The organism is Pantoea trifolii, assembly GCF_024506435.1.
Lineage (GTDB): Bacteria > Pseudomonadota > Gammaproteobacteria > Enterobacterales > Enterobacteriaceae > Pantoea > Pantoea trifolii.
On the sequence record NZ_JANIET010000001.1, the window covers coordinates 608217 to 633446 of the forward strand.

Below are 25230 nucleotides of genomic sequence, written 5' to 3' on the forward strand. Positions count from 1 at the left end.
TGACCTGAATAACACTAAGGCCTATCCGCCGCGTATCTCAACGCGGCATCGTTATTCAGTTGAATACGGAATTTTGTGATGACCCAACTCTCTTCTCACTTCCCAGCGACACGCTTCGCCTGGTGGAAACCGCTGCTGTTCCTCGCCGTGGTGGTAATCGGTCTGTGGTATGTCAAATGGCAGCCTTATTACGGCAAAGCCTTTACTGCCGCCGAAACGCACTCAATAGGTAAATCAATTTTGGCCAATGCGGCGGACTCACCGTGGCGCGCAGCGCTCGATTACGCCATGGTCTATTTCCTCGCCGTGTGGAAAGCGGCGGTGCTCGGCGTGATCCTCGGATCGCTGGTGCAGGTGCTGATTCCACGCGCCTGGCTGCTGCGTCTGATGGGCAGCTCGCGCTTTGGCTCGACGCTAATGGGCACTGGATTAGGTTTGCCAGGCATGATGTGCAGCTGCTGTGCCGCGCCGGTGACCGCTGGCTTGCGTCAGTCGCAGGTTTCCAGCGGCGCGGCAATGGCGTTTTGGCTGGCGAATCCGCTGCTCAATCCTGCCACGCTGATTTTTATGGGTTTTGTGCTCAGCTGGAATTTTGCGGCGATTCGGCTGGTGGCGGGTTTAATGATGGTATTGGGCATCGCGTGGCTGGTGCAGCGTAGTGTGCCGGATCAGACCGTTGCCGCGCCCATTATCCCGGCACGCGATGAGCAACCGTTTCTGACGCGCTGGCTGTGGGTAATGTGGCGGCTGTTCTGCAACACCATTCCGTTGTATATCATCGCGGTATTGTTGCTCGGTGCCGCCCGCGTTTGGCTGTTCCCGCACGCGGATGGCGCGGTGGGCAACACGCTGTTTTGGGTGATGTTGATGGCGATTGCTGGCTGCCTGTTTGTGATTCCCACCGCGGCGGAAATCCCGATTGTGCAGACCATGATGCTGGCGGGCATGGGCGTTGCGCCCGCGCTGGCGTTGTTAGTCACGCTGCCCGCCGTGAGTGTGCCGTCGTTATTGATGCTGCATCGCGCCTTTCCCGCACGGGCGCTGTGGATCGCGCTGATCGGCGTGGCAGGCAGCGGCATGCTGCTCGGCGTGCTCGCCTTGTGGCTGGCGTAGCCACCAAATCTTCTGATTGCGGCTGCCGCGCCACAGCAGCCGCGCATCTTTTTCCGCTTCGATAAAACGCCCGTCAATCAGCACATCAATTTCATCCACCACTTCGCGCTGCGCCGCACTGAGTTCCGCCATTTCGTAGCCGGTCCACAGCCAGATATCCTTATCCGGACATTCACGTCGCACGCGTTTCACCAGGCGACGCACATGCGGCACGTTATGCGGATGCAGCGGATCGCCGCCGCTCAGCGACAAGCCCTGACGCGGAATGCGCCGATCGTTAAGATCGGCGATCAACTGCTCTTCCATCTCCAGCGTAAAAGGTACGCCGGAATCCAGCCGCCACGTGCTTTGGTTGTAGCAGCCGCGACACTGATGTTCGCAGCCCGCGACAAACAGCGTGCAGCGCGTGCCGGGCCCGTTAACGATATCGACCGGATAATAGCCGTGGATGCGCATCATCCCAGTTTTCCTGTCTCCAGATGTTTAACGCGCCGCTGCACTTCTTCCTGTTTACCGGCGTTAAACGGACGCGCATCCGGGCTGCCGAGATAGCCGCACACGCGGCGCGTCACCGACACGCGCGCTGGATCGTGATTACCGCAGCATGGGCAGGTGAACCCTTTGCTGGTGCAACTGAACTCGCCGCTAAAGCCGCATTCGTAGCACTCATCAATCGGCGTGTTGGTGCCGTAATAGGGCACGCGGTGATAGCTGTAATCCCAGACGTCTTCGAGCGCTTTGAGGTTGTGCTGTATGTTGGGATATTCGCCGTAACAGATGAATCCGCCGTTAGCGATGGCGGGATAGGGCGCTTCAAAGTCGATCTTGTCGTAAGGATTGACCTTCTTCTCAACGTCGAGATGGAAGCTGTTGGTGTAATACCCTTTATCGGTCACGCCCGCCACCACGCCAAATTCTGCGGCATCGAGGCGACAGAAACGGTCGCACAGATTCTCGCTCGGCGTGCTGTACAAGCTGAAGCCGTAGCCGGTTTCCTCTTTCCAGGCATCCACCGCGTGGCGCAGGTGCGTGACAATCGCCACGCCTTTTTCGCGCAGATACTCCGCGTCATACGGATGCACTTCGTTGCCGCTCAGCGCATTTAGCGTCTCATGCAGGCCGATGTAGCCGAGGGAAATCGAGGCGCGGCCGTTGCGGAAAATGGCGCCCACTTCGTCATCCGCTTTCAGGCGCACGCCGCAGGCGCCTTCCATATAGAGAATCGGCGCTACGCGCGCTTTGGTTTTTTCCAGCCGGGCGATACGCGTCATTAAGGCACGCTTCGCCAGCGCCAGACGTTCATCCAGCAAGCGCCAGAACTGCGCTTCATCGCCTTTGGCTTGCAGCGCGATACGCGGCAGATTGAGGCTAATGACGCCAATATTGTTGCGGCCTTCGTGAATCTGCTCGCCGTTCTCTTCATACACGCCAAGGAAGCTGCGGCAGCCCATCGGCGTTTTAAACGAGCCGGTGACTTCAACCACTTTTTCGTAGTTGAGAATATCCGGATACATGCGCTTGCTGGCGCACTCCAGCGCCAGCTGCTTAATATCGTAATTAACATCGCCAGGCCGACGATTCACGCCTTCGCGGATAGCAAACACCAGTTTCGGGAACACCGCCGTTTTATGATTTTTACCCAGTCCGGCAATGCGGTTGCGCAGAATGGATTGCTGGATCAGGCGCGCGGCCCAGTCGGTGCCGAGGCCAAAGCCAAAGGTGACAAACGGCGTCTGGCCGTTGGCGGTGTGCAGCGTATTCACTTCATACTCCAGCGACTGAAACGCGTCGTAGCACTCTTTCTCGGTGCGTACGCGCGCATAGGCTTCGGCATCCGCAATCTGCCACTCTTGCGCCACCGCGCGGTGTTTTTCCAGGCTGAGCGTAACGAACGGTGCCAGCACTTCATCAATGCGGTTGATGGTGGTGCCGCCGTAAATGTGGCTGGCGACCTGCGCGATGATCTGCGCGGTCACCGCCGTGGCGGTGGCAATCGATTTGGGCGGCTCGATCTCGGCGTTGCCCATTTTAAAACCGTGGGTCAGCATGCCGTGCAGATCGATCAGCATGCAGTTAAACATCGGGAAGAACGGGGAATAGTCGAGATCGTGATAGTGGATGTCGCCGCGTTCATGCGCCAGCACCACATCGCGTGGCAAGAGTTGCTGCTGAGCGTAATGTTTGGCGACGATGCCGGCCAGCAGATCGCGCTGGGTGGGGATCACTTTGCTGTCTTTATTGGCGTTTTCATTGAGCAGCGCCGCGTTGGTTTGCTCCACTAAACCGCGAATGGCGTGATGCAGTTTACCGCGTTGCTCGCGTGCTAAATCGCGGTCATGGCGATATTCGATATAGGCGCGTGCCAGCTGCGGCCAGCGTCCGCTCATCAGCGTCTCTTCCACCGCGCACTGAATATCACGAATATCCACTTCGGCCTGTTCAGCCAGCTGCTGGCTAACCTGCGCCGCCACTTGCGCGCACCATGCCGTATCATCGATTTGTGCCGCACGCGCAGCCGCGCTTACTGCTGCCTCGATCCGCTGCGCATCAAACGGCACTCTGCAGCCGTCACGCTTAATCACCACCGTCGCCATTTCTTCTCCATGAAACTATATGTAGATAATTTTAAGGAGTGTAATCGCTATATATGGTGTTTACGCGCAAATTAATCGCAGGCGGTTTGACCTACAGCAAGGAAGCCACAACCAAGATTGAAAGCCGCGCAATGGTTAATCTGGCTAAACTACAAAAGTTTTAACCTGCCTTGATTTCAGTTTACGGCCACTTGCTTTGCAAAGCGAAACAGGTTTAATGGGCCTTTTGCCCATTTTGGTCCGCTGTTTCATTTACAAGGATGCCCAGATGCTATTGCAGAGAACCTTGCTTGCCTGTTGTTTATCCATGACTTTTTCCACCTTCGCCGCGCCCGCCGGGGATTTACCGCTGATGCCGTGGCCACAAAGCGTGGTGCAACCAAGCGGCGGCGGGGCGTATGCGTTAACGCCGCAGCTCACCTTGCATATCTCGGGCGATCATCTGGAAGGTGCTGAATCGCGCTGGCGTGCACGCATTGCGCGGCAAACCGGCTGGCCGCTGCTGCCAGCCAGCGCATCCAGCGATCATCCCAGCATTCAGGTGCAAATCGCGCAGGCGGTTGATCCGATCCCGCAGCCGGACAGCGACGAAAGTTATCATCTGCTGGTTAACAGCGATGGCGTGTTACTGAAAGCCAACACGCGCTTTGGTGCGATGCGCGGCATGGAAACCGTGCTGCAGCTGATTGAAAACACGGAAAAAGGCACCGAGATTCCCTACGTCACTATTGACGATAAACCGCGCTTTCCGTGGCGCGGTGTGCTGATTGATTCGGCGCGCCACTTCCTGCCGATTGAAACCGTGAAGCGGCAAATCGACGGCATCGCGGCCGCGCGCATGAACGTGTTTCACTGGCACTTAACTGACGATCAAGGTTGGCGTTTTGCCTCCAGCCACTATCCGCAGCTGCAGGAGAAAGCCAGCGACGGTCTGTACTACACGCAGCAGCAGATGCGGGATGTGGTGCGCTATGCCACGCAGCGCGGCGTGCGCGTGGTACCGGAAATCGATCTGCCAGGCCATGCCTCGGCGATCGCGGTGGCGATGCCGGAATTAATGAGCGCGCCGGGCCCGTATCAGATGGAGCGCGGCTGGGGTGTATTTAAGCCGCTGCTCGATCCCAGCAACGACGCGGTGTTCCGCTTTATCGACACCTTAATGGGCGAAGTCACGGCGATCTTCCCCGATCCCTACATTCACATCGGTGGCGATGAGGTCGATCCAAGCCAGTGGAATGATTCCACGCGTATTCAGCAATTTATGCGCGACCACGGCCTGAAAGATTCGCATGCGCTGCAAGCCTGGTTTAACCAGCGCGTTGAGAAAATCCTCGCAGCGCATCAGCGCCGCATGATCGGTTGGGATGAGGTTTACCATCCTGATCTGCCCAAAAGCATTCTGATTCAATCGTGGCAAGGACAGGATGCGTTGGGTACCGTGGCGAAAAACGACTTCCGTGGCATTCTCTCCACCGGTTTCTATCTCGATCAGCCGCAAACCGCCGCCTATCACTATCGCAATGAACCCTGGCCGCAAGGGCTTAACGGTGCGGATCAGGTGCAAGCCGGTGAGCAGACGCAGAGCTGGCAATTCACCATGCCGCGTCTGAAAGGCAGCGCGCTGAAAGGCAGCTTTACGCTGATTGAGGGGAAAAACGGCTGGCGCGGCTTTATCGATTTCAGCGGCAAAGCACGTCGCATGGTCAGCGATATCCGCTGGCTGTCGCCAACGCAGCTGACCTTCAGCGTCGATACGTGGATGGGGCCGTTCCAGCCGATGGTGACGCTGACGCAAGACAAGCTGACCGGTTATATGCTGGTGGGCAACGTGCGTTATCCCACGGAAGGCAGCAAACTGGCACAAGTGCCAACTGGTATTGCGCCATCGCTGCCGACGCCGCAACAGCTGCAAAATAACCTGATTGGCGGTGAAGCGGCGCTGTGGGCGGAGAACGTAAATAGCCGGGTGATTGATACACGCCTGTGGCCGCGCGCCTTTGTGGTGGCTGAGCGGTTATGGTCGGCGAAGGATGTCACCGACAGCGATAACATGTATCAACGCCTGAGCGCGGTGGATCGCTGGGGCACCATTTCTGTCGGTCTGCAGCAGCATCAGCAGGCTGAAGTGCAGATGATGCGACTGGCGAACAGCAGCGACATCACGCCGCTGCGCATATTGGCCGAAGTGCTGGAACCGGCGCAGTACTACACGCGCCAGCATCTGAAATTCCAGGCAGGGCATTACGACTATTTTGAACCGCTCAATCGTTTGGCGGATGTGCTACCTGCCGAGAGCAACGCGGTGCGTTTGCTGGATAAGCAGGTTGATCGCGTGATCGCCAATCGCGCCGATCACGCGGCGGCGCATGCCATCCGTCAGCAACTGCAGCGCTGGCAGAACAACAGCGATGCGGTGATGCCACTGATTCTGGGTAGCTATCAGCTCAAGCCGCTACAGCAGCAGGTGCAGCAAGTGGCGGAACTGAGTCGGATGGGGCTGGATTTGGTCAACGCGCTGGAGCGTAATCAGGCGTATGGCGCAGGCGAAGTGGCGCAGATGCATACGCAATTGGATGCGGCAGCGCAGGTGCAGGATGAAACGGTACTGGCGCTGGTGCGGCCGCTGGAGAAGTTGTTGCGATCATTTAAATAGATATTGTGCTGGCTGTCCCCCATCCCGGCCTTCCCCCGCTTGCGGGGGAAGGAGATGCTGCCACATGCAGCTTCAACACTGACATGTGGCAGCATCTTCCTCCCCCATTTATGGGGGAGGACCGAGGAGGGGGACAGCCAGCACCAACCAACCAAATCAACGACGAACCGCAATCGCCTCGATCTCAATCTTCACATCTTTCGGCAGACGCGCCACTTCCACGCAAGAACGCGCAGGGAAGCTGGCGTTATGCTCGGTGAAGAACGCTTCGTAAGTTGCGTTCACCGTGGCGAAGTCATTCAGATCCTTCACAAACACGGTAGTTTTCACGATATCGCCCACTTTCAGGCCTGCGGCTTCGACAATCGCCTTCACATTTTCCAGTGACTGACGTGCCTGCGCAGAAACATCGTCGGCAACGGCGCCAGTGGCGGGATCAACCGGGATCTGGCCTGACGTGATGATCATACTGCCGAGATCCACGCCCTGCACGTAAGGGCCAATCGCTGCGGGTGCGTTTGAAGTACTGATTTCGCGAGACATTGTTTCTCCTTGAAAGTGCGCGGCCGACCGATGTCCGCCGCGAAATGAATCGTCCCATTATAGGGACGACGCAGGCGATTACCAGTGACCGAGCACCACGTGGCGCGCGAACTCTTTCTCGCAATATTTGCATTTCAGATGAACATCATCTTCGCGCTTTTTCACCGCAAAGCTGGTGAACACCGGCTCGTTGCGGCTGATGCAGTTGCTGTTCGGACAGGTCAGCACGCGGTCAATACGATCTGGCAAGGTGGGGGCGATCTTCGCGACCACTTCGTATTCGTCAATGCGGTTCACAGTCGCGAGCGGCGCATACACCGCCAGCTGATTGATCTGATCGTCGGTCAGAAAAGTGTTTTCGATTTTGATCAGATCTTTGCGGCCCATCTCGCCCGACGGCAAGTTGAGGCCGATGGTGATGCGCTGATCGGTTTCGGTCAAACGAAACAGCGACAGTAACTTAAAGCCGACCTGCGCCGGGATATGGTCAATCACCGTGCCGCGTTTAATCGCTTCAACCTGCAATTTATTATCGTGTGTCATCGCTTTGCTCCTTACAGTGCCAGTTCGCGATTCAGTACCAGCGCCAGCAGTGCCTGGCGAGCGAAGATGCCATTTCCAGCCTGCTGGAAATACCAGGCGTGCGGCGTGCTATCCACGTCGGTGGTGATCTCGTCGATACGCGGCAGCGGATGCAGCACTTTCATGTTGTCGCGCGCACCGGCTAAATCGGCGGCGCGCAGGATGAACTGCGCTTTGACGTTGGCGTATTCCGACGGATCGAGGCGCTCTTTCTGCACGCGCGTCATATACAGAATGTCGAGTTCGGGCATCACTTCTTCGATGGTGTCGTGGCGCGACCAGGCAATGTTCTGCTCATCCAGCATATCGGTGATGTACGACGGCATCGCCAGCGCATCCGGCGCTATAAAGAAGAAGCGGTTGCCATCAAACTTCGCCAGCGCCTGCGTCAGTGAATGCACGGTGCGGCCATATTTCAGATCGCCGACCATCGCCACATTCAGGTTATCGAGGCGATTTTGCGTTTCGCGGATGGTGAAGAGATCGAGCAGCGTTTGCGTCGGATGCTGGTTGGCACCGTCACCGGCGTTGAGAATCGGAATGCCGCCGGAGAATTCCGTCGCCAGACGCGCCGCGCCTTCCTGCGGATGACGCATCACGATGGCATCGACGTAAGTACCAATCACCGAAATGGTATCGGCGAGGGTTTCGCCTTTCTTGCCGAGCGAGGTATTGCTGCCATCGGCGAAGCCCACCACCGATGCGCCGAGACGATGCATCGCGGTTTCAAACGACAAGCGCGTGCGCGTTGAAGCCTCAAAGAAGCAGCTGGCGATCACGTTGTGTTTCAGCAACTCCGGCTGGGGATTGGCTTTCAACTGGGCGGCGGTGTGCAGCACCAGCTCCAGCTCGTCGCGGTTGAGATCGTTGATGGAAATAATGTGCTTGCGATATAGCGGGTTGGCCATAGCGTTCTCCTCTGCGCTGCCGGATTGCGGACAAAAAAAAGCCCCTGCTTAAGGGGCTTTTTTAACGATCGATTGATGACGGAAAGAAACAGATGCGCCGCCCGCTGTCAGGCGTCGTTGAGCGTCAAATTTTGCGCTGCGCTGTTGCATGTTTCCTCCGGCAAATTGGGCCGCATTATACGCATTCACTGATTTGCATCAAGCAAATATCGCGCGCGAGGTAAACGTTTGCGGCGCGACCAATCATAGCTTGCCGAGTGTCGCCACCATCACCGCTTTAATGGTGTGCATGCGGTTTTCAGCCTGATCGAACACGATGCTGTGCGCCGATTCAAACACCTCATTACTCACTTCCATGCCATCCTGTAAACCGTACTGCTCGGCCATTTGCCGGCCCAGCGTGGTTTTGTCGTCATGGAAGGCCGGCAAGCAGTGCAGGAACTTCACCTGCGGGTTGCCGGTCAGTGCCAGCATCGCGCTGTTAACCTGATAAGGACGCAGCAGGGCGATGCGATCTTCCCACACCGATTTGGCTTCGCCCATCGACACCCACACATCCGTGTAGATGAAGTCGGCACCTTGCACGCCTTCGGCGATCTCTTCGGTCAGGGTGATTTTGCCACCGGTTTGCTGCGCGGCCACGCGGCATTGATCGACCAGTTCCGCTTCTGGCCAGCAGCCTTTTGGTGCCACCAAACGCAGATCCAGGCCGACCAGCGCAGCGGCTTCCAGCATGCTGTTGCCCATGTTGTTACGCGCATCGCCGACGTAAACCAGCGTCATTGCATTCAGCGATTTGCCTGGCAGATGTTCCTGCATCGTCAGCAGATCGGCCAGCAGCTGCGTGGGATGGAATTCAGTCGTCAGGCCGTTCCACACCGGCACGCCAGCGAATTCCGCTAAGGTTTCCACCAGTTCCTGGCCGTAGCCGCGATATTGAATACCGTCATACATGCGTCCCAACACGCGCGCGGTGTCCTTCATCGACTCTTTATGGCCGATTTGGCTGCCACTTGGACCGAGATAGGTAACGTTAGCGCCCTGATCGTAAGCGGCAACTTCGAAAGAGCATCGGGTACGAGTCGAGTCTTTTTCGAAGATGAGCGCGATGTTTTTGCCTTTCAGGTATTGCGTTTCGCTGGCATTTTTCTTTGCGTGTTTTAATTCACCTGCCAGGCTCAGCAGAGAATCGATTTCGGCTGGGGTGAAATCCAGCAATCTCAGGAAATGTCTTTGATGTAGCTGACTCATACAGCGCTCCGGGTGCCTACATTAAAATGAATTAAAATTCAATCTAACCGTATGAATATGCATTTTCAACCCCGGCGTTAAGAAACTTGTTGTTTTGTGTAGTGGCGCGCGAGGCAGTGTGGGAAAATAATGGTATTCAGCCGAATATTTGAGGACACACCCATGGCATATGAAGCATTGCTGGAAGAACAGCGCGAAGAGACGCGACTGATCATTGAAGAGCTGCTGGAAGACGGCAGCGATCCAGATGCGCTTTACACTATTGAGCATCATCTCTCCTGCAACAACTTCGACTCGCTGGAGAAGGTCGCGGTTGATGCCTTCAAACTGGGCTACGAAGTGAGCGAGCCAGAAGAGCTGGAGCTGGAAGACGGTACCACCGTGATGTGTGTGGATATCCTGAGCGAAGGCGCGTTGAAGCCTGAGTTGATTGATGCGCAGGTTGAGCAACTGGTTAATCTGGCAGGCAGCTACAACGTCGATTACGACGGTTGGGGCACCTACTTTGAAGATCCTGATGCCGAAGATGAAGACGACGATGGCGAGTTCATCGACGACGAAGAAGACAACGGTGTGCGTCACTAAGCATTAATGGGCGGCGCTCGCCGCCCTGAAACGTTTCCCCGTAACACAAAAGACTGCCCATGAATTACGCTCCGCTATTAGAACCGATCTATCAATTCCTGCATTGCCGCACGCCACAAGCGTGGATTGATGAAGCGCGCAAGCCGGAAAATCTGACGTTGTTGCTCACCGATCACATGGTTTGTGAATTAAAGGCCGCGCAAACGGCGGTGTTTATCATCCGTAAATACGTGGCGGATAAGCCGAGTGGTGATGCCATTCTGGCGTGGCTCAAGCCGTATGAAGATTTTATCTACCGCGACGAGCAGGACGGTAACTTTATCAATGCCCACAAGAATCTGACCAAAAGCATTATCGTGCGCAACGAGCTGCCGTGGGCCGATGATTTGGTGGAGATGATGGTGCTGCTGGTGAAAGAGGAGTTGCACCACTTCTATCAGGTGTGGGAAATCATGCAGTCGCGCGGTTTGCCGTATCGCAAAATCACCGCCAGCCGCTATGCCAAAGGGTTGATTCGCGAAATTCGCACTTACGAGCCGGAAGCGCTGGTGGATAAGCTGATTTGCGGGGCGTACATCGAAGCACGTTCCTGCGAGCGTTTCGCCAGCCTGGCGCCGTATCTGGATGAGCAACTGGAGAAGTTCTATATTTCGCTGCTGCGCTCAGAAGCGCGTCACTATCAGGATTACCTGAAGCTGGCGCAGCAGATTTCGCCGAAGGACATTGCGCCGCGGGTGCAGGTTTTTGGTGAAACAGAAGCGCGCTTAATCAGTGAGCCGGATGGCGAGTTACGCTTTCATAGTGGGGTGCCGGCGGTTTAGGTTTGTGCGCGCTGTCCCCCTCCTCGGTCCTCCCCCATAAATGGGGGAGGAAGATGCTGCCACATGCCAGTGATGAAGCTGCATGTGGCAGCATCTCCTTCCCCCGCTTGCGGGGGAAGGCCGGGATGGGGGGCAGCGAGCACATCACAGCCAGCAATCAAATCACAACACCTTCAGCATCCGCACTTCACAATCCACATGCCCGGTACAACCCATCGCGCTATCAATCAGCTCAAACCCCAATGACTCATACAACTTAATCGCACGCGTCAAACTGCCGGTGGTTTCCAGATAGCAGCGCTGAAAACCCTGCTGACGGGCAAATTCCATGGCGCGCAGCGCCAGATCGCGCGCCAACCCTAAGCCGCGCACCTGCGGCAGGAAATACATCTTCTGCAGCTCGCAGATATCCGGCGCGCTGCAGGCCAGCGGAGCAACGCCGCCGCCGCCCACCACCACACCATCATGTTCCACAATCCAGTAGGCGCTGTTGGCTGCGCTGTAGAGTTCGAACAGGCGATCGAGATGGGGATCGGACACGGTGTAGCCTTTGTCCGCCGTCAGGCCAAATTCAGCTGACACATCACGGATCACCTGTGCGATCAGCGCGTTATCGGCAGCGGTAATGGGGCGCACCTTTAAATTGATGGAGGCGTCGGTGGTCATCATTATCTTCCGGTATAAAAAAGCCGGGCAGTGCCCGGCTTCGATGAAGCAGTTGGACTGAAGCGCTTACAATGCCGCAATCACGCCCTGCTGTTCAAACAGTTTTGCTTTTGATTGCTCAAGCTCAGCCACGCGCTCACGCTCTTTCGCGACAACCGCTTCCGGCGCACGTGACACAAAGCCTTCGTTCGCCAGCTTGGTCTGGATTTTCTCGATTTCGACATCAAGTTTCACCAGCTCTTTCGCCAGACGCTCCAGCTCGGCTTCTTTGTTGACCAGATCCGCCATCGGGATCAGCAACTCAGCGCCTTCAACAATCTTGGTGACCGAAACCGGGCCTTTCTCGCCCGCAGGCAGAATGGTTAGGCTTTCCAGACGCGCCAGACGCGACAGGAAGGTGCGGTTCTCTTCTACGCGACGCTGAGCGGCGGCAGAGCAGTCACGCAGCAACACGTCGAGCGGCTTGCTTGGTGCAATGTTCATCTCAGCACGGATATTACGCACCGCAACGATCGCCTGCTTCATCCACTCGATATCGGCCTGCGCCTCGGCATCCTCTTTCGCCGCTTCATACTGCGGGAACGGCTGCAGCATGATGGTATCGTGGTCGATGTTTTTCAGGCCTTTCACACGCTGCCAGATGGTTTCGGTGATGTAAGGAATGATTGGATGCGCCAGACGCAGCAGCGCTTCCAGCACGGTAACCAGCGTATTACGCGTACCGCGCAGCTCCGCTTCGCTACCGCTGGTCATCACCGGCTTGGTCAGCTCCAGATACCAGTCACAGAACTGGTTCCAGGTGAAGTCGTACAGAATGTTGGCCGCGATATCAAAGCGATAGCTATCCAGCGCTTCGCGATAAGCTTTCACGCTGCGGTTGAATTCGCTCAGGATCCAGCGATCCGCCAGCGACAGCTTCATTTCGCCGCCGTTTTGGCCGCAATCCTGCTCTTCGGTATTCATCAGCACGAAGCGGCTGGCGTTCCACAGCTTGTTACAGAAGTTGCGGTAACCTTCGAGGCGCTTCATATCCCAGTTGATATCACGACCGGTAGACGCCAGCGCGGCGAGGGTAAAGCGCAGCGCATCGGTACCTGAAGGCACGATGCCGTCCGGGAATTGCTTCTCGGTACGTTTGCGGATTTTCTCAGCCAGCTGCGGCTGCATCATGTTGCCGGTACGTTTCTCCAACAGATCTTCCAGCGAAATGCCGTCAATCATATCCAGCGGATCGATGACGTTGCCTTTCGACTTGGACATCTTCTGGCCTTCTTCATCACGGATCAAACCGGTCATGTAGACGGTTTTGAACGGCACTTGTGGCTTGCCGTTTTCATCTTTAATGAAGTGCATGGTCAGCATGATCATGCGCGCAATCCAGAAGAAGATGATGTCGAAGCCGCTCACCAACACGCTGGTTGGATGGAAGGTACGCAGCGCTTCGGTGTTCTCAGGCCAGCCCAGCGTCGAGAAGGTCCACAGACCGGACGAGAACCAGGTGTCCAGCACGTCGTCGTCCTGGCGCAGCGCCACGTCGGCGGCCAAATTGTTTTCCTGACGTACTTCATCTTCGGTGCGGCCAACGTAGACGTTGCCGTCGTTGTCGTACCATGCTGGGATGCGATGTCCCCACCACAGCTGACGTGAAATACACCAATCCTGAATGTCGCGCATCCATGAGAAGTACATGTTTTCGTACTGCTTCGGCACAAACTGGATGTCGCCGTTTTCTACCGCTTCAACTGCAACTTTCGCCAGCGGTGCGGTGCGCACATACCATTGGTCGGTCAGCATTGGCTCGATCACCACGCCGCCGCGATCGCCGTAAGGCACGGTAAGGTCGTGCGGTTTGATCTCTTCCAGCAGGCCGATCTCATCAACGGCAGCCACAATCGCTTTACGCGCGGCGAAACGCTCCATCTTCTGGAACTGTGCCGGGATGTCGTCGGCGCACTCGTCGCTGACTTCGCCATTGGTGTCGAACACTTCCGCGCGCTCGCGGATATCGCCATCAAAGGTCAGAATGTTGATCATCGGCAGCTTATGACGACGACCCACTTCGTAGTCGTTGAAGTCATGCGCTGGGGTGATCTTCACGCAGCCGGTGCCTTTTTCCATGTCAGCGTGTTCATCGCCAACGATCGGAATGCGACGGTTCACCAGCGGCAGGATCAGCTCTTTGCCGATCAGATCTTTATAGCGCGGATCTTCCGGGTTAACTGCCACGCCAGTATCGCCCAGCAGGGTTTCCGGACGCGTGGTCGCCACCACCAGATAATCTTTGCCTTCCGCGGTTTTCACGCCGTCAGCCAGCGGATAGCGGATGTGCCACATCGAGCCTTTGCTCTCGCGGTTTTCCACTTCCAAATCGGAGATGGCGGTACGCAGTTTTGGATCCCAGTTCACCAGGCGCTTGCCACGGTAAATCAGGTTCTCTTTGTACAGGCGGACAAACACTTCGCGCACTGCGTTGGACAGACCTTCATCCATGGTGAAGCGCTCGCGCTCCCAGTCAACCGAGTTGCCGAGACGACGCATCTGGCGCGTAATGGTGCCGCCAGATTCCGCTTTCCACTGCCAGATTTTGTCGATGAACGCATCGCGGCCGTAATCCTGGCGCGTTTTGCCCTCTTCAGCGGCGATTTTACGTTCTACCACCATCTGCGTGGCGATACCGGCGTGATCGGTACCGGCCTGCCACAAGGTATTTTTACCCTGCATGCGCTGGTAGCGAATCATGGTATCCATGATGGTCTGCTGGAAAGCGTGACCCATATGCAAGCTGCCGGTGACATTCGGCGGCGGGATCATGATGCAAAAGCTTTCCTGGCTGGTATCGCCATTCGGTTTAAAGTAGCCCTGCTGTTCCCAGTGCTCGTAGAGCGGCTGCTCGATATCTTGCGGGTTATATGTCTTTTCCATTTCTACACTGTCGTTTGCGGCGAGGGTGGCGTCGCCGTATTCAATTGGAAACCAACGCTGCGATAGGCTTTATAGCGATCGCGCGCCAGTTGTTTTAGGGATTCTTCATAAGGAACGAAGTCTATCACTTCATGGAAACCAGTAGCAAAATCTGCGAACTGTGGCAGAAGGCTGATCAGCAGATCGCGCGGTGAACTGCCGCGACGCTGCGGCCAGGCCAGCTCAACCGGTGCGCCGTAGCGCGGGCCTTCACCGGCCAGGTTGTGCGGCACAAAGGCGTTGGCCGGGAGCTGCCAGAGCGCTTCATCCAGCCGATTGGCTTGTTCTTCGTTTTCGCAGGCAATCAGGATGCGTTTGCCGTCACGCCAGCGTGTTTCGGCAAGAGAGCAAACTAGAGCCTCGATGGCGGTTAAGCCGTCGCTGGCGCTCTCAGACTCCATCACATAGAAAGTGGCGTTTTTCATGGGATCCTTTGGATGAGAAGGGGGGCTGGGTGCTTGCTGTCCCCCACCTCGGTCCTCCCCCACAAGTGGGGGAGGAAGATGCTGCCCTATGTTAGTTGTGAATTCGCATGTAGCAGCGTCTCCTTCCCCCACTTGTGGGGGAAGGCCGGGATGGGGGACAGCCATCACCAAATCAATCGTCGCCGTTCAACCCTGCGCGATTCAGCAGGAACTGCGACAGCAGCGGTACTGGACGACCGGTTGCGCCTTTGGCTTTACCGGAACGCCATGCGGTACCGGCGATATCCAGGTGCGCCCAGTTAAACTTACGTGCAAAGCGCGCGAGGAAGCAGGCCGCCGTAATCGCACCGCCAGGACGGCCGCCAATGTTCGCCATATCCGCAAAATTGGATTCTAGCTGCTCCTGATACTCATCCGCCATCGGCAGACGCCAGGCGCGGTCGCCAGACTGCTCAGATGCGCTGATCAGCTCATGCGCCAGCGGATTGTGGTTCGACATCAAACCGCTGACATGATGACCCAGCGCAATCACGCAGGCGCCGGTCAGCGTGGCGACGTCAATCACCACTTCTGGCTCGAAGCGTTCGACGTAGGTCAGCGCATCGCACAGCACCAGACGGCCTTCGGCATCGGTATTCAGCACTTCAACGGTTTGGCCTGACATGGTGGTTAACACGTCACCCGGACGCATTGATTTGCCATCAGGCATGTTCTCACAACCCACCAGCACGCCCACCACGTTCAGCGGCAGATTCAGTTCCGCCACCATACGCATTACGCCGTACACCGACGCCGCGCCGCACATGTCGTACTTCATCTCATCCATCGCGTCGGCGGGTTTGATCGAGATACCGCCGGAATCGAAGGTTAACCCTTTGCCGACCAGCACAATTGGACGTGCTTCCGGATCGTTGTTGCCTTTGTACTCAATCACCGACATTAGCGATTCATTGTGGGAACCGGCACCGACCGCCAGATAGGCGTTCATCCCCAACTCTTTCATCTGCTGTTCGCCGATGACGCGGGTTGTTACATTTTTGCTGTACGCATCCGCCAGCTGACGTGCCTGCGACGCCAGATACGCGGCGTTACAAATATTTGGCGGCATATTGCTGAGGTCTTTTGCGGCTTTCACACCGGCAGCCACAGCTAAACCGTGTTGAATAGCACGTTCACCGCTGGTGAGTTCACGGCGGGTCGGCACGTTGAACACCAGCTTACGCAGCGGACGGCGCGGCTCGACTTTGTTGCTTTTCAGCTGATCAAAGTTATAGAGCGCTTCTTTCGAGGTTTCGACCGCCTGACGCACTTTCCAGTAGGTATTGCGGCCTTTCACGTGCAGTTCAGTCAGGAAGCACACGGCTTCCATCGAGCCGGTATCATTCAAGGTATTGATTGTCTTTTGAATCACCTGCTTGTACTGGCGCTCATCCAGCTCGCGCTCTTTACCGCAGCCGATCAGCAGGATGCGTTCGGAGAGGATATTTGGCACATGGTGCAGCAGCAGCGTTTGGCCCACTTTTCCTTCCAGTTCACCGCGGCGCAGCAGGGCGCTGATGTAGCCATCGCTGATTTTATCCAGCTGCTCAGCAATGGGTGACAAACGGCGCGGTTCGAAAACGCCAACAACAATGCAGGCGCTACGCTGTTTTTCCGGGCTACCGCTTTTTACACTGAACTCCATGCACTCTCCTGAATCTTAAAGACAACGGCCTAAGCTGTCGTTAGAATGTAGCGCGCTCGTAACTCATTAATTCGTTACGACGCCATGACAATTCAACGCCGGTAGTCATAATGAGTGGTGGTGACAAGTATGTTGTTTTTTCACCACGCTAACGCGTTCGTCATACTATTTTAGCTACGATGACGGCCATTGATGAAGAAAAATGGCTGATAAGCGTTGAAACTAGCGATTTTCCTGCAAAAAGACAAGTTATCACAGGCGTACTAAGCGTGATCATCATTAGATATCTGGTTCGGGAAACGCTCAAAAGCCAGCTGGCTATCCTCTTCATCCTGCTACTTATCTTCTTTTGCCAGAAGTTAGTGCGGATTTTGGGAGCTGCGGTGGATGGCGAAATTCCAACAAACTTAGTTCTGACATTGTTAGGACTTGGCGTGCCTGAAATGGCACAACTTATCCTGCCCCTAAGCCTGTTTCTGGCGATTTTAATGACCCTTGGGCGGCTGTACACCGAAAGTGAAATCACGGTGATGCATGCCTGCGGCTTGGGGAAAAGTGTGCTGATCAAAGCCGCGATGATCCTGATGCTGTTCACATCAATTGTGGCGGCGGTCAACGTCATTTGGTTAGGGCCATGGTCCTCACGTTATCAGCAGGAAGTGACGCAAAACGCCAAAGCCAACCCAGGCGCGGCGGCGCTGGCGGCTGGACAGTTCCAGACCTCCAGCGACGGCAATGCGGTGCTGTTTGTTGAAAATGTGAAGGGCAACCATTTCGGTAACGTATTCCTGGCGCAGTTGCGTCCGAAAGGCAATGCACGTCCATCGGTGGTGCTGGCTGATAGCGGCCACATGGAGCAGAAAAGAGATGGCTCGCAAGTGGTAACGCTGGACAAAGGCACGCGTTTTGAAGGCACCGCCTTGCTGCGTGACTTCCGCATTACCGACTTCGTCAACTATCAGGCGGTTATAGGCTACAAAGAGGCCACGCTCGATCCGAACGATGCCGATCAGGCGGATATCAGCACGCTGTTCCAGACCAAAACCCCGCAGTTCCAGGCGGAGTTACATTGGCGCTTAACGCTGGTGTTCGCGGTGCTGATTATGGCGCTGATGGTGGTGCCGCTCAGTGTGGTTAACCCGCGTCAGGGCCGTGTGCTGTCGATGCTGCCGGCCATGCTGCTGTACCTGATCTTCTTCTTGCTGCAGAGTTCTCTGCGCTCCAACGCCGCGAAAGGCCGCTTCGATCCGGCCATCTGGATGTGGGTGGTGAACTTCTCCTATCTGGCGCTGGCGGTGCTGCTGAACCTGTGGGATACCGTGCCGATGCGTCGCATCCGTGCGCGCTTTAGCCGTGGAGGATCGGTCTGATGTTTAAGGTTCTTGACCGCTATATCGGCAAAACCATCTTCAACACCATCATGCTGACGCTGTTCATGCTGGTGTCGCTGTCGGGCATTATCAAGTTCGTCGATCAGCTGCGTAAAACCGGGCAGGGCGCCTATACCGCGCTGGACGCCGGTTACTACACGCTGCTCAGCGTACCGAAGGATATTGAAATATTCTTCCCGATGGCGGCGCTGCTGGGCGCATTGCTCGGTTTGGGCACGCTGGCGCAGCGTAGCGAACTGGTGGTGATGCAGGCATCGGGCTTTACCCGCATGCAGGTGGCGCTGGCGGTGATGAAAACGGCGATTCCGCTGGTGCTGTTAACCATGGCGGTGGGCGAATTCGTTGCGCCGCAGGGCGAACAGATGGCGCGTAACTACCGTGCGCAGCAGCTGTACGGCGGCTCGCTGGTCTCGACGCAAAACGGCCTGTGGGCGAAGGACGGCAACGATTTCATTTACATCGAGCGCATCAAAGGTGATAACGAAATTGATGGCGTCAGCATCTACAAGTTCAGCGATCAGCGTCGTTTACTGAGTGTTCGCTATGCGGCGAGTGCCACCTGGAATGCGGATAAAAAGCTGTGGGCGCTGTCGCAGGTCGATGAATCGGATCTGCAAGACGCGAAACAGATTACCGGCTCGCAAACGCTGAGCGGCGAATGGAAAACCAACCTGACGCCCGATAAGCTCGGCGTGGTGGCGCTGGATCCGGACGCGCTGTCGATCACCGGCCTGTATAACTACAGTAAATATCTCAAGCAGAGCGGCCAGGTTTCAGGGCGCTACCAGCTGAATATGTGGAGCAAAATCTTCCAGCCGCTGTCGGTGGCGGTGATGATGTTGATGGCGCTGTCGTTTATCTTTGGTCCGCTGCGTAGCGTATCAATGGGCGTGCGCGTGGTGACGGGGATCAGTTTTGGCTTCCTGTTCTACGTGCTGGACCAGATCTTTGGTCCGCTGAGTCTGGTCTACGGTTTGCCGCCGATTCTGGGTGCGATTTTGCCAAGCGGCGCGTTCTTCGCCATCAGCTTGTTCCTGCTGATGAAACGCCGATAAGCCTTGTAGGGTCGCCATTTATGGCGACCTTTTTACTGAATACGCTCAACCCACCCCGGCACCTGTGACAACAAATACAAAATCAGCCCAATTGTCCCGCCAACCAGCGTGCCGTTAATGCGGATAAACTGCAGGTCGCGGCCAATATTCAGCTCAATTTGCTGCGACATATCGCGCGCGTCCCAGCTTTTCACCGTATCGCTAATATGGCGCGTCAGGAAGGCAGCAAACTCCGGCGCCACGCTACGTGCAGCGTCTTCGAGATGCTGATTCATAGAAGCGCGCAGCGCTTCATCGGCCGCAAGGGTTTCGCCCAGCCACAGTGCCGCCAGACGGACGCGCTCCTGCACCCGCGAATCTTCGCTGTTCAGATCGTCTTTCAGCCAGCCACGTAAATCCTGCCACAGCTCGCCAATGTAGCGATTGAACGACTCATCTTCCTTCAGCCAGCTCTTGATGGTTTCGGCGCGTTCCGCCATCTCAGGATCGCTTTTCAGCCGTTCAATCAGGCGCTGCACCGCGCGGTCAAAGCCGAGACGTAACTCATGTCCCTGGTCGAGCGCCACCTGATCGAGTATCGAATCCACCGCATTCGCCACCAAATCGGCGCTGTGCTCGCCCAGCCATTCGGTCGGCAGCATTTTGGCTTTGATCGGATGCTCGCGCTTCAGCCAGCGCACAATCTGAGCGGCGATAAACTCGCGTGTACCGGGCTTGTGCAGCAGGCGCAGCAGCTGTTGTACCGCCGCATCCAGCAGCTCCTGATGGCGATTATTTTTCGTCAGGCTATCCAGCAGCAGCGCGCTGGATTGGGTGAGATCAATCTTATCCAGTGCGCGATGCACTGCACGGCGCAGAAAACGCTGAATGCGTTGATCATCGGTGAGATCGAGAAAACCGCGCATCACCTGCAACAGATGGCGGCCAATGCGATCGGCGTTGCCCGGCGTGTTCAGCCACTGCGCCAGCATCTGCGAGGGATCGTGGCGGCGAATCAGCGCCAGCAGCGAATCGGTATCAAGGAATTTCTCCTGCACAAAGCGACCCAGATTCTCGCCAATGCGATCTTTATTGCGCGGAATAATCGCCGTATGACGCGAGATAAAGGGCACCGGCACGCGGCGGAACAGCGCCACCACCGCGAACCAGTCGGCTAATGCACCGACCATCGCCGCTTCGGCAATCGCCTTCAGCCCGAGTACCCAAAAGTTGGGGGGCAAAAACAGCGTTACCACAAAAGTCGCTGCCGCTATCAGCAGCAGCGACAGCGCCAGACGTTTGCTGCGCTTGAGTTGTTGAAATTTATCCATAGCTCCTTAAATACCCTAAATAATTCGAGTTGCAGGAAGACATGCAGCCAACGCACCTGCGGCTTGAAGTATGACGGGTATTAGCGACGACGTCCGCCAAGAAGGCTGCCAAGTACACCACGAATGATCTGATTGGTGACCTGGCGCGCGGCACTTTTTGCCACGCTCTGCACCACGCCGTCACGCTTGCCGCCGCGCGGGCCGGTGCTGCCGAACAAGATCTCCTTCAGGCCGCCGAGAATGCCATCATCGACGGCAACATTGTTGCCTTTGGCTTCCGGTGCATTGGCTTGCTGCGTGGTGGCCTGCACGCCTTTTTGCAGCATTTCGAATGCCGATTCACGATCCACTTCCGTGTCGTATTTACCGTACAGCGGCGAGTTGTTAATCAGGCCGTTACGTTCATCCTGGCTTACCGGCCCCATGCGCGAGCCGGGCGCAATCACCATCGCCCGCTGCACCATCGATGGACTGCCTTTTTCATCGAGGAAGGAGATCAGTGCTTCGCCAGTGCCGAGCGCCTGAATCGCCTCGACGGTATCAAACGCCGGATTGGCGCGCATGGTTTCGGCGGCACTTTTTACCGCTTTCTGATCTTTCGGCGTAAAGGCGCGCAGCGCGTGCTGCACGCGGTTGCCAAGCTGGCCCAGCACGTTGTCGGGAATATCGGCGGGATTCTGCGTAACGAAATAGACGCCAACGCCTTTCGAGCGGATCAGGCGAATCACCTGTTCCACTTTCTCCAGCAGCACCGGTGGCGCGTCGGTAAACAGCAGATGCGCTTCGTCGAAGAAGAACACCATTTTCGGCTTATCGAGATCGCCAGCTTCGGGCAAGTGCTCATACAGCTCGGCCAGCAGCCACAGCAGGCTGGTGGCGTAAAGTTTCGGCATTTGATAGAGCTTTTCCGCCGAGAGGATGTTGATAAAGCCTTTGCCGTTGCTGTCGCAGCGCATCCAGTCGCGGATATCCAGCATCGGCTCGCCAAAGAAGTGTTCAGCACCTTGCTGCTCCAGCGCCAGCAATCCGCGCTGAATCGCCCCAACGGATGCGCTGTTGATGTTGCCATATTGCGTCTGGAAGGCTTTGGCATTGTCGCCGATGTACTGCGTCATGGCGCGCAGATCTTTGAAATCCAGCAGCAACAAGCCCTGATCGTCGGCGATACGGAAGATGATTTGCAGTACGCCCGATTGCACCTCGTTGAGGTTGAGCAGACGCGCCAGCAGCAGCGGGCCGAGATCGGATACCGTGGCGCGCACCGGATGGCCTTGCTGACCAAAAATATCCCACACCATCACCGGATTTTTCTGCGCCTGCCAGTCGGTAACGCCAATCTTCGCCAGACGCGCCAGCAGCTTCTCCGCACCTTCACCCGCAGCGGAAATGCCGGTGAGATCGCCTTTCACATCGGCCATAAACACCGGCACACCGATATCGGAGAAGGATTCCGCCAGCTTTTGCAGCGTGACGGTTTTGCCGGTACCGGTGGCGCCGGTGATCAAACCGTGGCGGTTGGCCATGTTGGAGAGAAGATGCAGTTGAACGTCAGGCGTTTGGGCAATCAGTAACGGAGTGGTCATGATTTTTTCGCTCTCAGGCAATAGGTTATGCCTGAAAGGATAGCAAGCGGCGTGAGAGGAGAGAGGAGGATTGTGCCAAAAAAGGCGTAATTATGTGCCTGCTGTCCCCCATCCCGGCCTTCCCCCACGAGTGGGGGAAGGAGACGCTGCCACATGCAGCTTCAGTACTGACATGTGGCAGCATCTTCCTCCCCCATTCATGGGGGAGGACCGAGGAGGGGGAATGCGAGCACGCTCTAAACTACTTCTGCACCGAATCAAAAAACAGCAAACTCACGCCAATCCCTTGCTGCACATGATTCACGTTATTCCGCACCGCCACCTGCTGTGCGCCTTGCAGCGTCACTACGAACGGTGAGTTCTGTTGCACGGTTTTCTGCAACTCGGTATAGAGCGCGCGGCGCTTAGCGGCATCGCTTTCACCGGCGGCAGCGCGGGTTTTCGCGCTCAGATCCGGAATATCCCAGCCGACGCGCCACGCCAGGGTTTTGGAACCGCCCGGCACGTTATACGCAAAGGCGCTGGCGTTGGTGTTCGGATCGACATAGTCCGCGCCCCAATAGATGAAGATCGACTGGAAATCGCGACCGCGCATTTTGCTCCACAACTCGGATTCCGCCACCGGCTGCAACTCAATCTGCATATCGGCTTTGGCGAAGCTGGCCTGCAGCGCCTGCGCCACGTCAATGTAGGGCGGCTGATTGATCACCGTCAGCGCAAACTTCGTCCCTGGCTTGATGCCGCCTTTGGCTAAAATCGCTTTGGCTTTCGCCACATCGTAGTGGAACGGCTGATCGTCCAGCGCGCCGTCAAAGCCCTGCGGCAGGAAGCTCTGATGAATGCGGTACTGACCTTTCAGCAAATCCTTCGAGATGGAATGGTAATCCACCAGCCAGCGCGCGGCTTGCCACAGCGCCGGATTGCCTAATGCCGGTTGTGCTTTGTCTTTGGTATTGAAACCGAGGTAGTAAACCAGGCTAGATGGGAAGGCTTCAATGCGCAGGTTCTTGTCGCTCTTCAGCGCATCAATCTGATCCGGGCCAAGCTGATACGCCACATCGACATCGCCTTGCTGAATCAGCAGACGACGCGCACCGGCATCCGCCACGCCTTTAAGCAGAATGCGTTTCAGCTTCGGCTGCGGATTAGCTTGTTGGTTGGCGCTCAGCACCAGCGCCTGCTGCGGCACATATTGCTGAAGGATAAATGCGCCGCTGCCGGCGGAGTTGGTGTGCAGCCAGCCGTTGCCGAGATCGTTATTAGCGACGTGTTGCTGCACGGTTTTGCTATCCACCACCGAGGCCACCGGCGCGGTCAGCAGGCGCAGCGCCAGGTTCTGACCAATCTGCGCTGGCCACTGAATCTCCAGCTGATGGTCATTCAGCACTTTAAACTGGCTGGCGATGTTTTCATTGGTCCAGCCAAATTCGGCGAGAATGAAAGAGGGCGCTTTGTTGAGCTGTACCGCGCGCGTCAGTGAGAAGATCACATCCTGCGCCGTCACCGGATTGCCGCTGGAGAAGTGTGCGTCGGGTTGGATGTTGAACACTAAGCTGTGCGGCGTGCTGCCTTGTTGCCAGTGGGTGGCCAGCAGCGGAGCCAGTTTCTGTGGATCATTACGATCCGCCTCCACTAACGTTTGGTAGATGTTGTGCTGCACGCTGTTACTGACGGTTTCGAAGCTTTCAGCGGGGTCGAAGCTAATAATGCCGTCGAGCGGGACGGCGACGACAAGGGTATCTTTCGGTGTGGCGGCGTGCAGTGCAAAGCTGCTGCCCCATAAAGCGACGAGTAAAATCAGTGAGCGCATTATTATTGTCCTGAGTGATAGATAAATTCACTCTATCTCTGCCGTCGCGTTGGCAAAATGCCGGTTTGTTCTGAGCTGTGCCGGAAAATAACAATTGATTACCTTGAGGTATTATTGCGTTTGTTTTGTGCGCGACTTGTCATTTTCGCGAAATAGATCGTTCATCTGCTGGTCAATAAAGTAAATAGGATGTTATAAATGAGAATAATTCTCTGGTATGGAAGTATGATTTTTTTTCATTGATTCATTTGTGCGATTATTTCTTCGCGCGATAATACCTGGTCAAATGCCCACTGATTAGTGCCAATATCCCATCAAATGTACGGTTAAAACCGTGTTTTTCGCCTCGAAAGCCTTTTACCAAGCCTTAACCTAAATTCAACATGATGATTGAATTTCATCAAAACACATCCTTAATTGAATTTTTACATTCAGAAATACCTATATCCCTAAGATTGCCAGGTTATTTACCGATTTATAAAGCCATTAACAAAAATAATTATCTTTCTTAGCAAGTGAGAGTCGTCGCGCCATGCTTCTAAATAAACCGACCACCAGACGTAAGTTTTTACTTGGGTCGCTTCTGGCTTTGCCATTAAGTGACCTGGTATTTAAGGGATTGACTGCGGCGCAAGCTGCGGAAATGGCAGCACCTGAGCTCGCCGACTATAAACCGATCTTTTTCAGTGCCGATGAGTGGCAATTTATTCTGGCCGCAGCCGATCGTCTGATTCCCGCCGGCGGCAAAGGTAAAGCGCCAGGTGCACTGGAAACCAACGTACCGATCTTTATCGATCAGCAGTTACACAGCCCGGAGTTTGGGGCAGAGATCTACATGCAAGGTCCTTTCAACGTGCATGCGCCTGCCACCATGGGTTATCAAATCCCGTTCACGCCACAGCAGATGTACCAAACCGGTATCAAGCTGGTGAATCAATGGACGCAAAGCAACTTCCAGAAACCGTTCCATGCGCTGTCACTGGAAGAGAAAGATGCGGTCCTCACCAAAGTGAACAAAAACGACGGTATCGACTTCGCCGCGCTGGGCGAAGAGAACCTGAAAGCCTCGCAGTTCTTCAGCCAGCTGCTCTCAGATACCAAACACGGCTACCTCGCTGACCCGATGTACGGCGGCAACAAAGGCATGAAAGCCTGGATTGCCATCGGCTTCCCGGGCGCACGCGCCAGCTTTACCGAATGGGTGAAGCAGCACAACGTGCCGTACCCGCTGGGACCGGTCAGCCTCTTGGGTGAAAGCGCGTAAGCACACCCCCGTTTTTGGTATGTGAGACAGG

Annotated in this window: 20 protein-coding genes; 7 read left to right on the top strand and 13 right to left on the bottom strand. The window is 56.1% G+C overall.

What is annotated here, in order from left to right:
• Positions 1-78 precede the first annotated feature (78 nt).
• Positions 79-1113: a permease gene (locus NQH49_RS02705; protein ID WP_256698298.1), complete on the top strand. Its 1035-nt coding sequence runs from the start codon at positions 79-81 to the stop codon at positions 1111-1113.
• Here the strand turns inward: NQH49_RS02705 and nrdG are convergent.
• A complete protein-coding gene (gene nrdG, locus NQH49_RS02710; protein ID WP_256698299.1) occupies positions 1006-1572 on the bottom strand; it encodes an anaerobic ribonucleoside-triphosphate reductase-activating protein in 567 nt (188 codons plus the stop codon). The two genes, NQH49_RS02705 and nrdG, sit on opposite strands and share 108 nt — an antisense overlap.
• Entirely contained in the window at positions 1569-3707 is a 2139-nt protein-coding gene (nrdD, locus tag NQH49_RS02715) for an anaerobic ribonucleoside-triphosphate reductase (RefSeq protein ID WP_256698300.1), read from the bottom strand. Before nrdD ends, nrdG begins: the two co-directional genes overlap by 4 nt.
• A gap of 268 nt (positions 3708-3975) precedes the next feature.
• Between nrdD and NQH49_RS02720 the strand changes: the two genes are divergently transcribed.
• Positions 3976-6360, top strand: coding sequence for a beta-N-acetylhexosaminidase (locus NQH49_RS02720; RefSeq protein WP_256698301.1), 2385 nt, complete (start codon positions 3976-3978; stop codon positions 6358-6360).
• A gap of 156 nt (positions 6361-6516) precedes the next feature.
• Here the strand turns inward: NQH49_RS02720 and ridA are convergent, their stop codons facing one another.
• The 4 genes from ridA to argF all read right to left on the bottom strand — a co-directional run bounded on the left by ridA (position 6517) and on the right by argF (position 9644).
• Positions 6517-6903: a 2-iminobutanoate/2-iminopropanoate deaminase gene (gene ridA / locus NQH49_RS02725; RefSeq protein WP_061718232.1), complete on the bottom strand. Its 387-nt coding sequence runs from the start codon at positions 6901-6903 to the stop codon at positions 6517-6519.
• A gap of 78 nt (positions 6904-6981) precedes the next feature.
• Positions 6982-7446, bottom strand: a complete 465-nt coding sequence (pyrI, locus tag NQH49_RS02730) for an aspartate carbamoyltransferase regulatory subunit (protein WP_007886734.1) — start codon at positions 7444-7446, stop codon at positions 6982-6984.
• 11 nt (positions 7447-7457) lie between these two features.
• Complete coding sequence (gene pyrB, locus NQH49_RS02735) at positions 7458-8393, bottom strand: aspartate carbamoyltransferase (RefSeq protein ID WP_008104258.1); 936 nt, start codon at positions 8391-8393, stop codon at positions 7458-7460.
• Between the two features lie 243 nt (positions 8394-8636).
• Complete coding sequence (argF, locus tag NQH49_RS02740; RefSeq protein WP_256698302.1) at positions 8637-9644, bottom strand: ornithine carbamoyltransferase; 1008 nt, start codon at positions 9642-9644, stop codon at positions 8637-8639.
• Between the two features lie 162 nt (positions 9645-9806).
• On the opposite strand from argF, the gene rraB reads away from it, so the two are divergent.
• Together rraB and miaE are read left to right on the top strand one after the other, a co-directional pair.
• Positions 9807-10229: a ribonuclease E inhibitor RraB gene (rraB, locus tag NQH49_RS02745; protein WP_008104254.1), complete on the top strand. Its 423-nt coding sequence runs from the start codon at positions 9807-9809 to the stop codon at positions 10227-10229.
• Between the two features lie 59 nt (positions 10230-10288).
• Positions 10289-11050: a tRNA isopentenyl-2-thiomethyl-A-37 hydroxylase MiaE gene (gene miaE / locus NQH49_RS02750; protein WP_256698303.1), complete on the top strand. Its 762-nt coding sequence runs from the start codon at positions 10289-10291 to the stop codon at positions 11048-11050.
• Positions 11051-11212: 162 nt separating this feature from the next.
• Here miaE and NQH49_RS02755 read toward each other — a convergent pair whose 3' ends face one another.
• From NQH49_RS02755 to pepA, 4 genes are all read right to left on the bottom strand, one after another.
• The gene (locus tag NQH49_RS02755; protein WP_256698473.1) at positions 11213-11716 is read right to left on the bottom strand and encodes a GNAT family N-acetyltransferase; all 504 of its coding nucleotides are present in this window, start codon (positions 11714-11716) and stop codon (positions 11213-11215) included.
• 66 nt (positions 11717-11782) lie between these two features.
• A complete protein-coding gene (locus tag NQH49_RS02760) occupies positions 11783-14638 on the bottom strand; it encodes a valine--tRNA ligase (RefSeq protein WP_154154416.1) in 2856 nt (951 codons plus the stop codon).
• A 2-nt stretch (positions 14639-14640) separates the two neighbouring features.
• Positions 14641-15102, bottom strand: coding sequence for a DNA polymerase III subunit chi (locus NQH49_RS02765; protein ID WP_008104246.1), 462 nt, complete (start codon positions 15100-15102; stop codon positions 14641-14643).
• Positions 15103-15274: 172 nt separating this feature from the next.
• Complete coding sequence (pepA, locus tag NQH49_RS02770) at positions 15275-16786, bottom strand: leucyl aminopeptidase (protein ID WP_256698304.1); 1512 nt, start codon at positions 16784-16786, stop codon at positions 15275-15277.
• Between the two features lie 269 nt (positions 16787-17055).
• Between pepA and lptF the strand changes: the two genes are divergently transcribed.
• A complete protein-coding gene (gene lptF / locus NQH49_RS02775; protein WP_256698305.1) occupies positions 17056-18156 on the top strand; it encodes an LPS export ABC transporter permease LptF in 1101 nt (366 codons plus the stop codon).
• A complete protein-coding gene (lptG, locus tag NQH49_RS02780) occupies positions 18156-19232 on the top strand; it encodes an LPS export ABC transporter permease LptG (RefSeq protein WP_008104239.1) in 1077 nt (358 codons plus the stop codon). Before lptF ends, lptG begins: the two co-directional genes overlap by 1 nt.
• 32 nt (positions 19233-19264) lie before the next feature.
• Here lptG and NQH49_RS02785 read toward each other — a convergent pair whose 3' ends face one another.
• The 3 genes from NQH49_RS02785 to NQH49_RS02795 form a co-directional block, all read right to left on the bottom strand.
• A complete protein-coding gene (locus NQH49_RS02785; protein ID WP_256698306.1) occupies positions 19265-20542 on the bottom strand; it encodes a DUF445 domain-containing protein in 1278 nt (425 codons plus the stop codon).
• An 80-nt stretch (positions 20543-20622) separates the two neighbouring features.
• Entirely contained in the window at positions 20623-22125 is a 1503-nt protein-coding gene (locus tag NQH49_RS02790) for a helicase HerA-like C-terminal domain-containing protein (protein WP_256698307.1), read from the bottom strand.
• A 241-nt stretch (positions 22126-22366) separates the two neighbouring features.
• A complete protein-coding gene (locus NQH49_RS02795) occupies positions 22367-23935 on the bottom strand; it encodes an ABC transporter substrate-binding protein (protein ID WP_256698308.1) in 1569 nt (522 codons plus the stop codon).
• A 532-nt stretch (positions 23936-24467) separates the two neighbouring features.
• Between NQH49_RS02795 and NQH49_RS02800 the strand changes: the two genes are divergently transcribed.
• The gene (locus NQH49_RS02800; protein WP_256698309.1) at positions 24468-25199 is read left to right on the top strand and encodes a gluconate 2-dehydrogenase subunit 3 family protein; all 732 of its coding nucleotides are present in this window, start codon (positions 24468-24470) and stop codon (positions 25197-25199) included.
• Positions 25200-25230: the final 31 nt, after the last annotated feature.

Coding starts and splice junctions, on each gene's coding strand:
- pyrI (WP_007886734.1), bottom strand. CDS start 7,446: ATGACACACGATAATAAATTGCAGGTTGAAGCGATTAAACGCGGCACG.
- miaE (WP_256698303.1), top strand. CDS start 10,289: ATGAATTACGCTCCGCTATTAGAACCGATCTATCAATTCCTGCATTGC.
- NQH49_RS02795 (WP_256698308.1), bottom strand. CDS start 23,935: ATGCGCTCACTGATTTTACTCGTCGCTTTATGGGGCAGCAGCTTTGCA.
- nrdD (WP_256698300.1), bottom strand. CDS start 3,707: ATGGCGACGGTGGTGATTAAGCGTGACGGCTGCAGAGTGCCGTTTGAT.
- argF (WP_256698302.1), bottom strand. CDS start 9,644: ATGAGTCAGCTACATCAAAGACATTTCCTGAGATTGCTGGATTTCACC.
- pyrB (WP_008104258.1), bottom strand. CDS start 8,393: ATGGCCAACCCGCTATATCGCAAGCACATTATTTCCATCAACGATCTC.
- pepA (WP_256698304.1), bottom strand. CDS start 16,786: ATGGAGTTCAGTGTAAAAAGCGGTAGCCCGGAAAAACAGCGTAGCGCC.
- NQH49_RS02720 (WP_256698301.1), top strand. CDS start 3,976: ATGCTATTGCAGAGAACCTTGCTTGCCTGTTGTTTATCCATGACTTTT.
- NQH49_RS02785 (WP_256698306.1), bottom strand. CDS start 20,542: ATGGATAAATTTCAACAACTCAAGCGCAGCAAACGTCTGGCGCTGTCG.
- NQH49_RS02790 (WP_256698307.1), bottom strand. CDS start 22,125: ATGACCACTCCGTTACTGATTGCCCAAACGCCTGACGTTCAACTGCAT.
- NQH49_RS02755 (WP_256698473.1), bottom strand. CDS start 11,716: ATGACCACCGACGCCTCCATCAATTTAAAGGTGCGCCCCATTACCGCT.
- NQH49_RS02800 (WP_256698309.1), top strand. CDS start 24,468: ATGCTTCTAAATAAACCGACCACCAGACGTAAGTTTTTACTTGGGTCG.
- NQH49_RS02705 (WP_256698298.1), top strand. CDS start 79: ATGACCCAACTCTCTTCTCACTTCCCAGCGACACGCTTCGCCTGGTGG.
- NQH49_RS02765 (WP_008104246.1), bottom strand. CDS start 15,102: ATGAAAAACGCCACTTTCTATGTGATGGAGTCTGAGAGCGCCAGCGAC.
- rraB (WP_008104254.1), top strand. CDS start 9,807: ATGGCATATGAAGCATTGCTGGAAGAACAGCGCGAAGAGACGCGACTG.
- ridA (WP_061718232.1), bottom strand. CDS start 6,903: ATGTCTCGCGAAATCAGTACTTCAAACGCACCCGCAGCGATTGGCCCT.
- nrdG (WP_256698299.1), bottom strand. CDS start 1,572: ATGATGCGCATCCACGGCTATTATCCGGTCGATATCGTTAACGGGCCC.
- lptG (WP_008104239.1), top strand. CDS start 18,156: ATGTTTAAGGTTCTTGACCGCTATATCGGCAAAACCATCTTCAACACC.
- NQH49_RS02760 (WP_154154416.1), bottom strand. CDS start 14,638: ATGGAAAAGACATATAACCCGCAAGATATCGAGCAGCCGCTCTACGAG.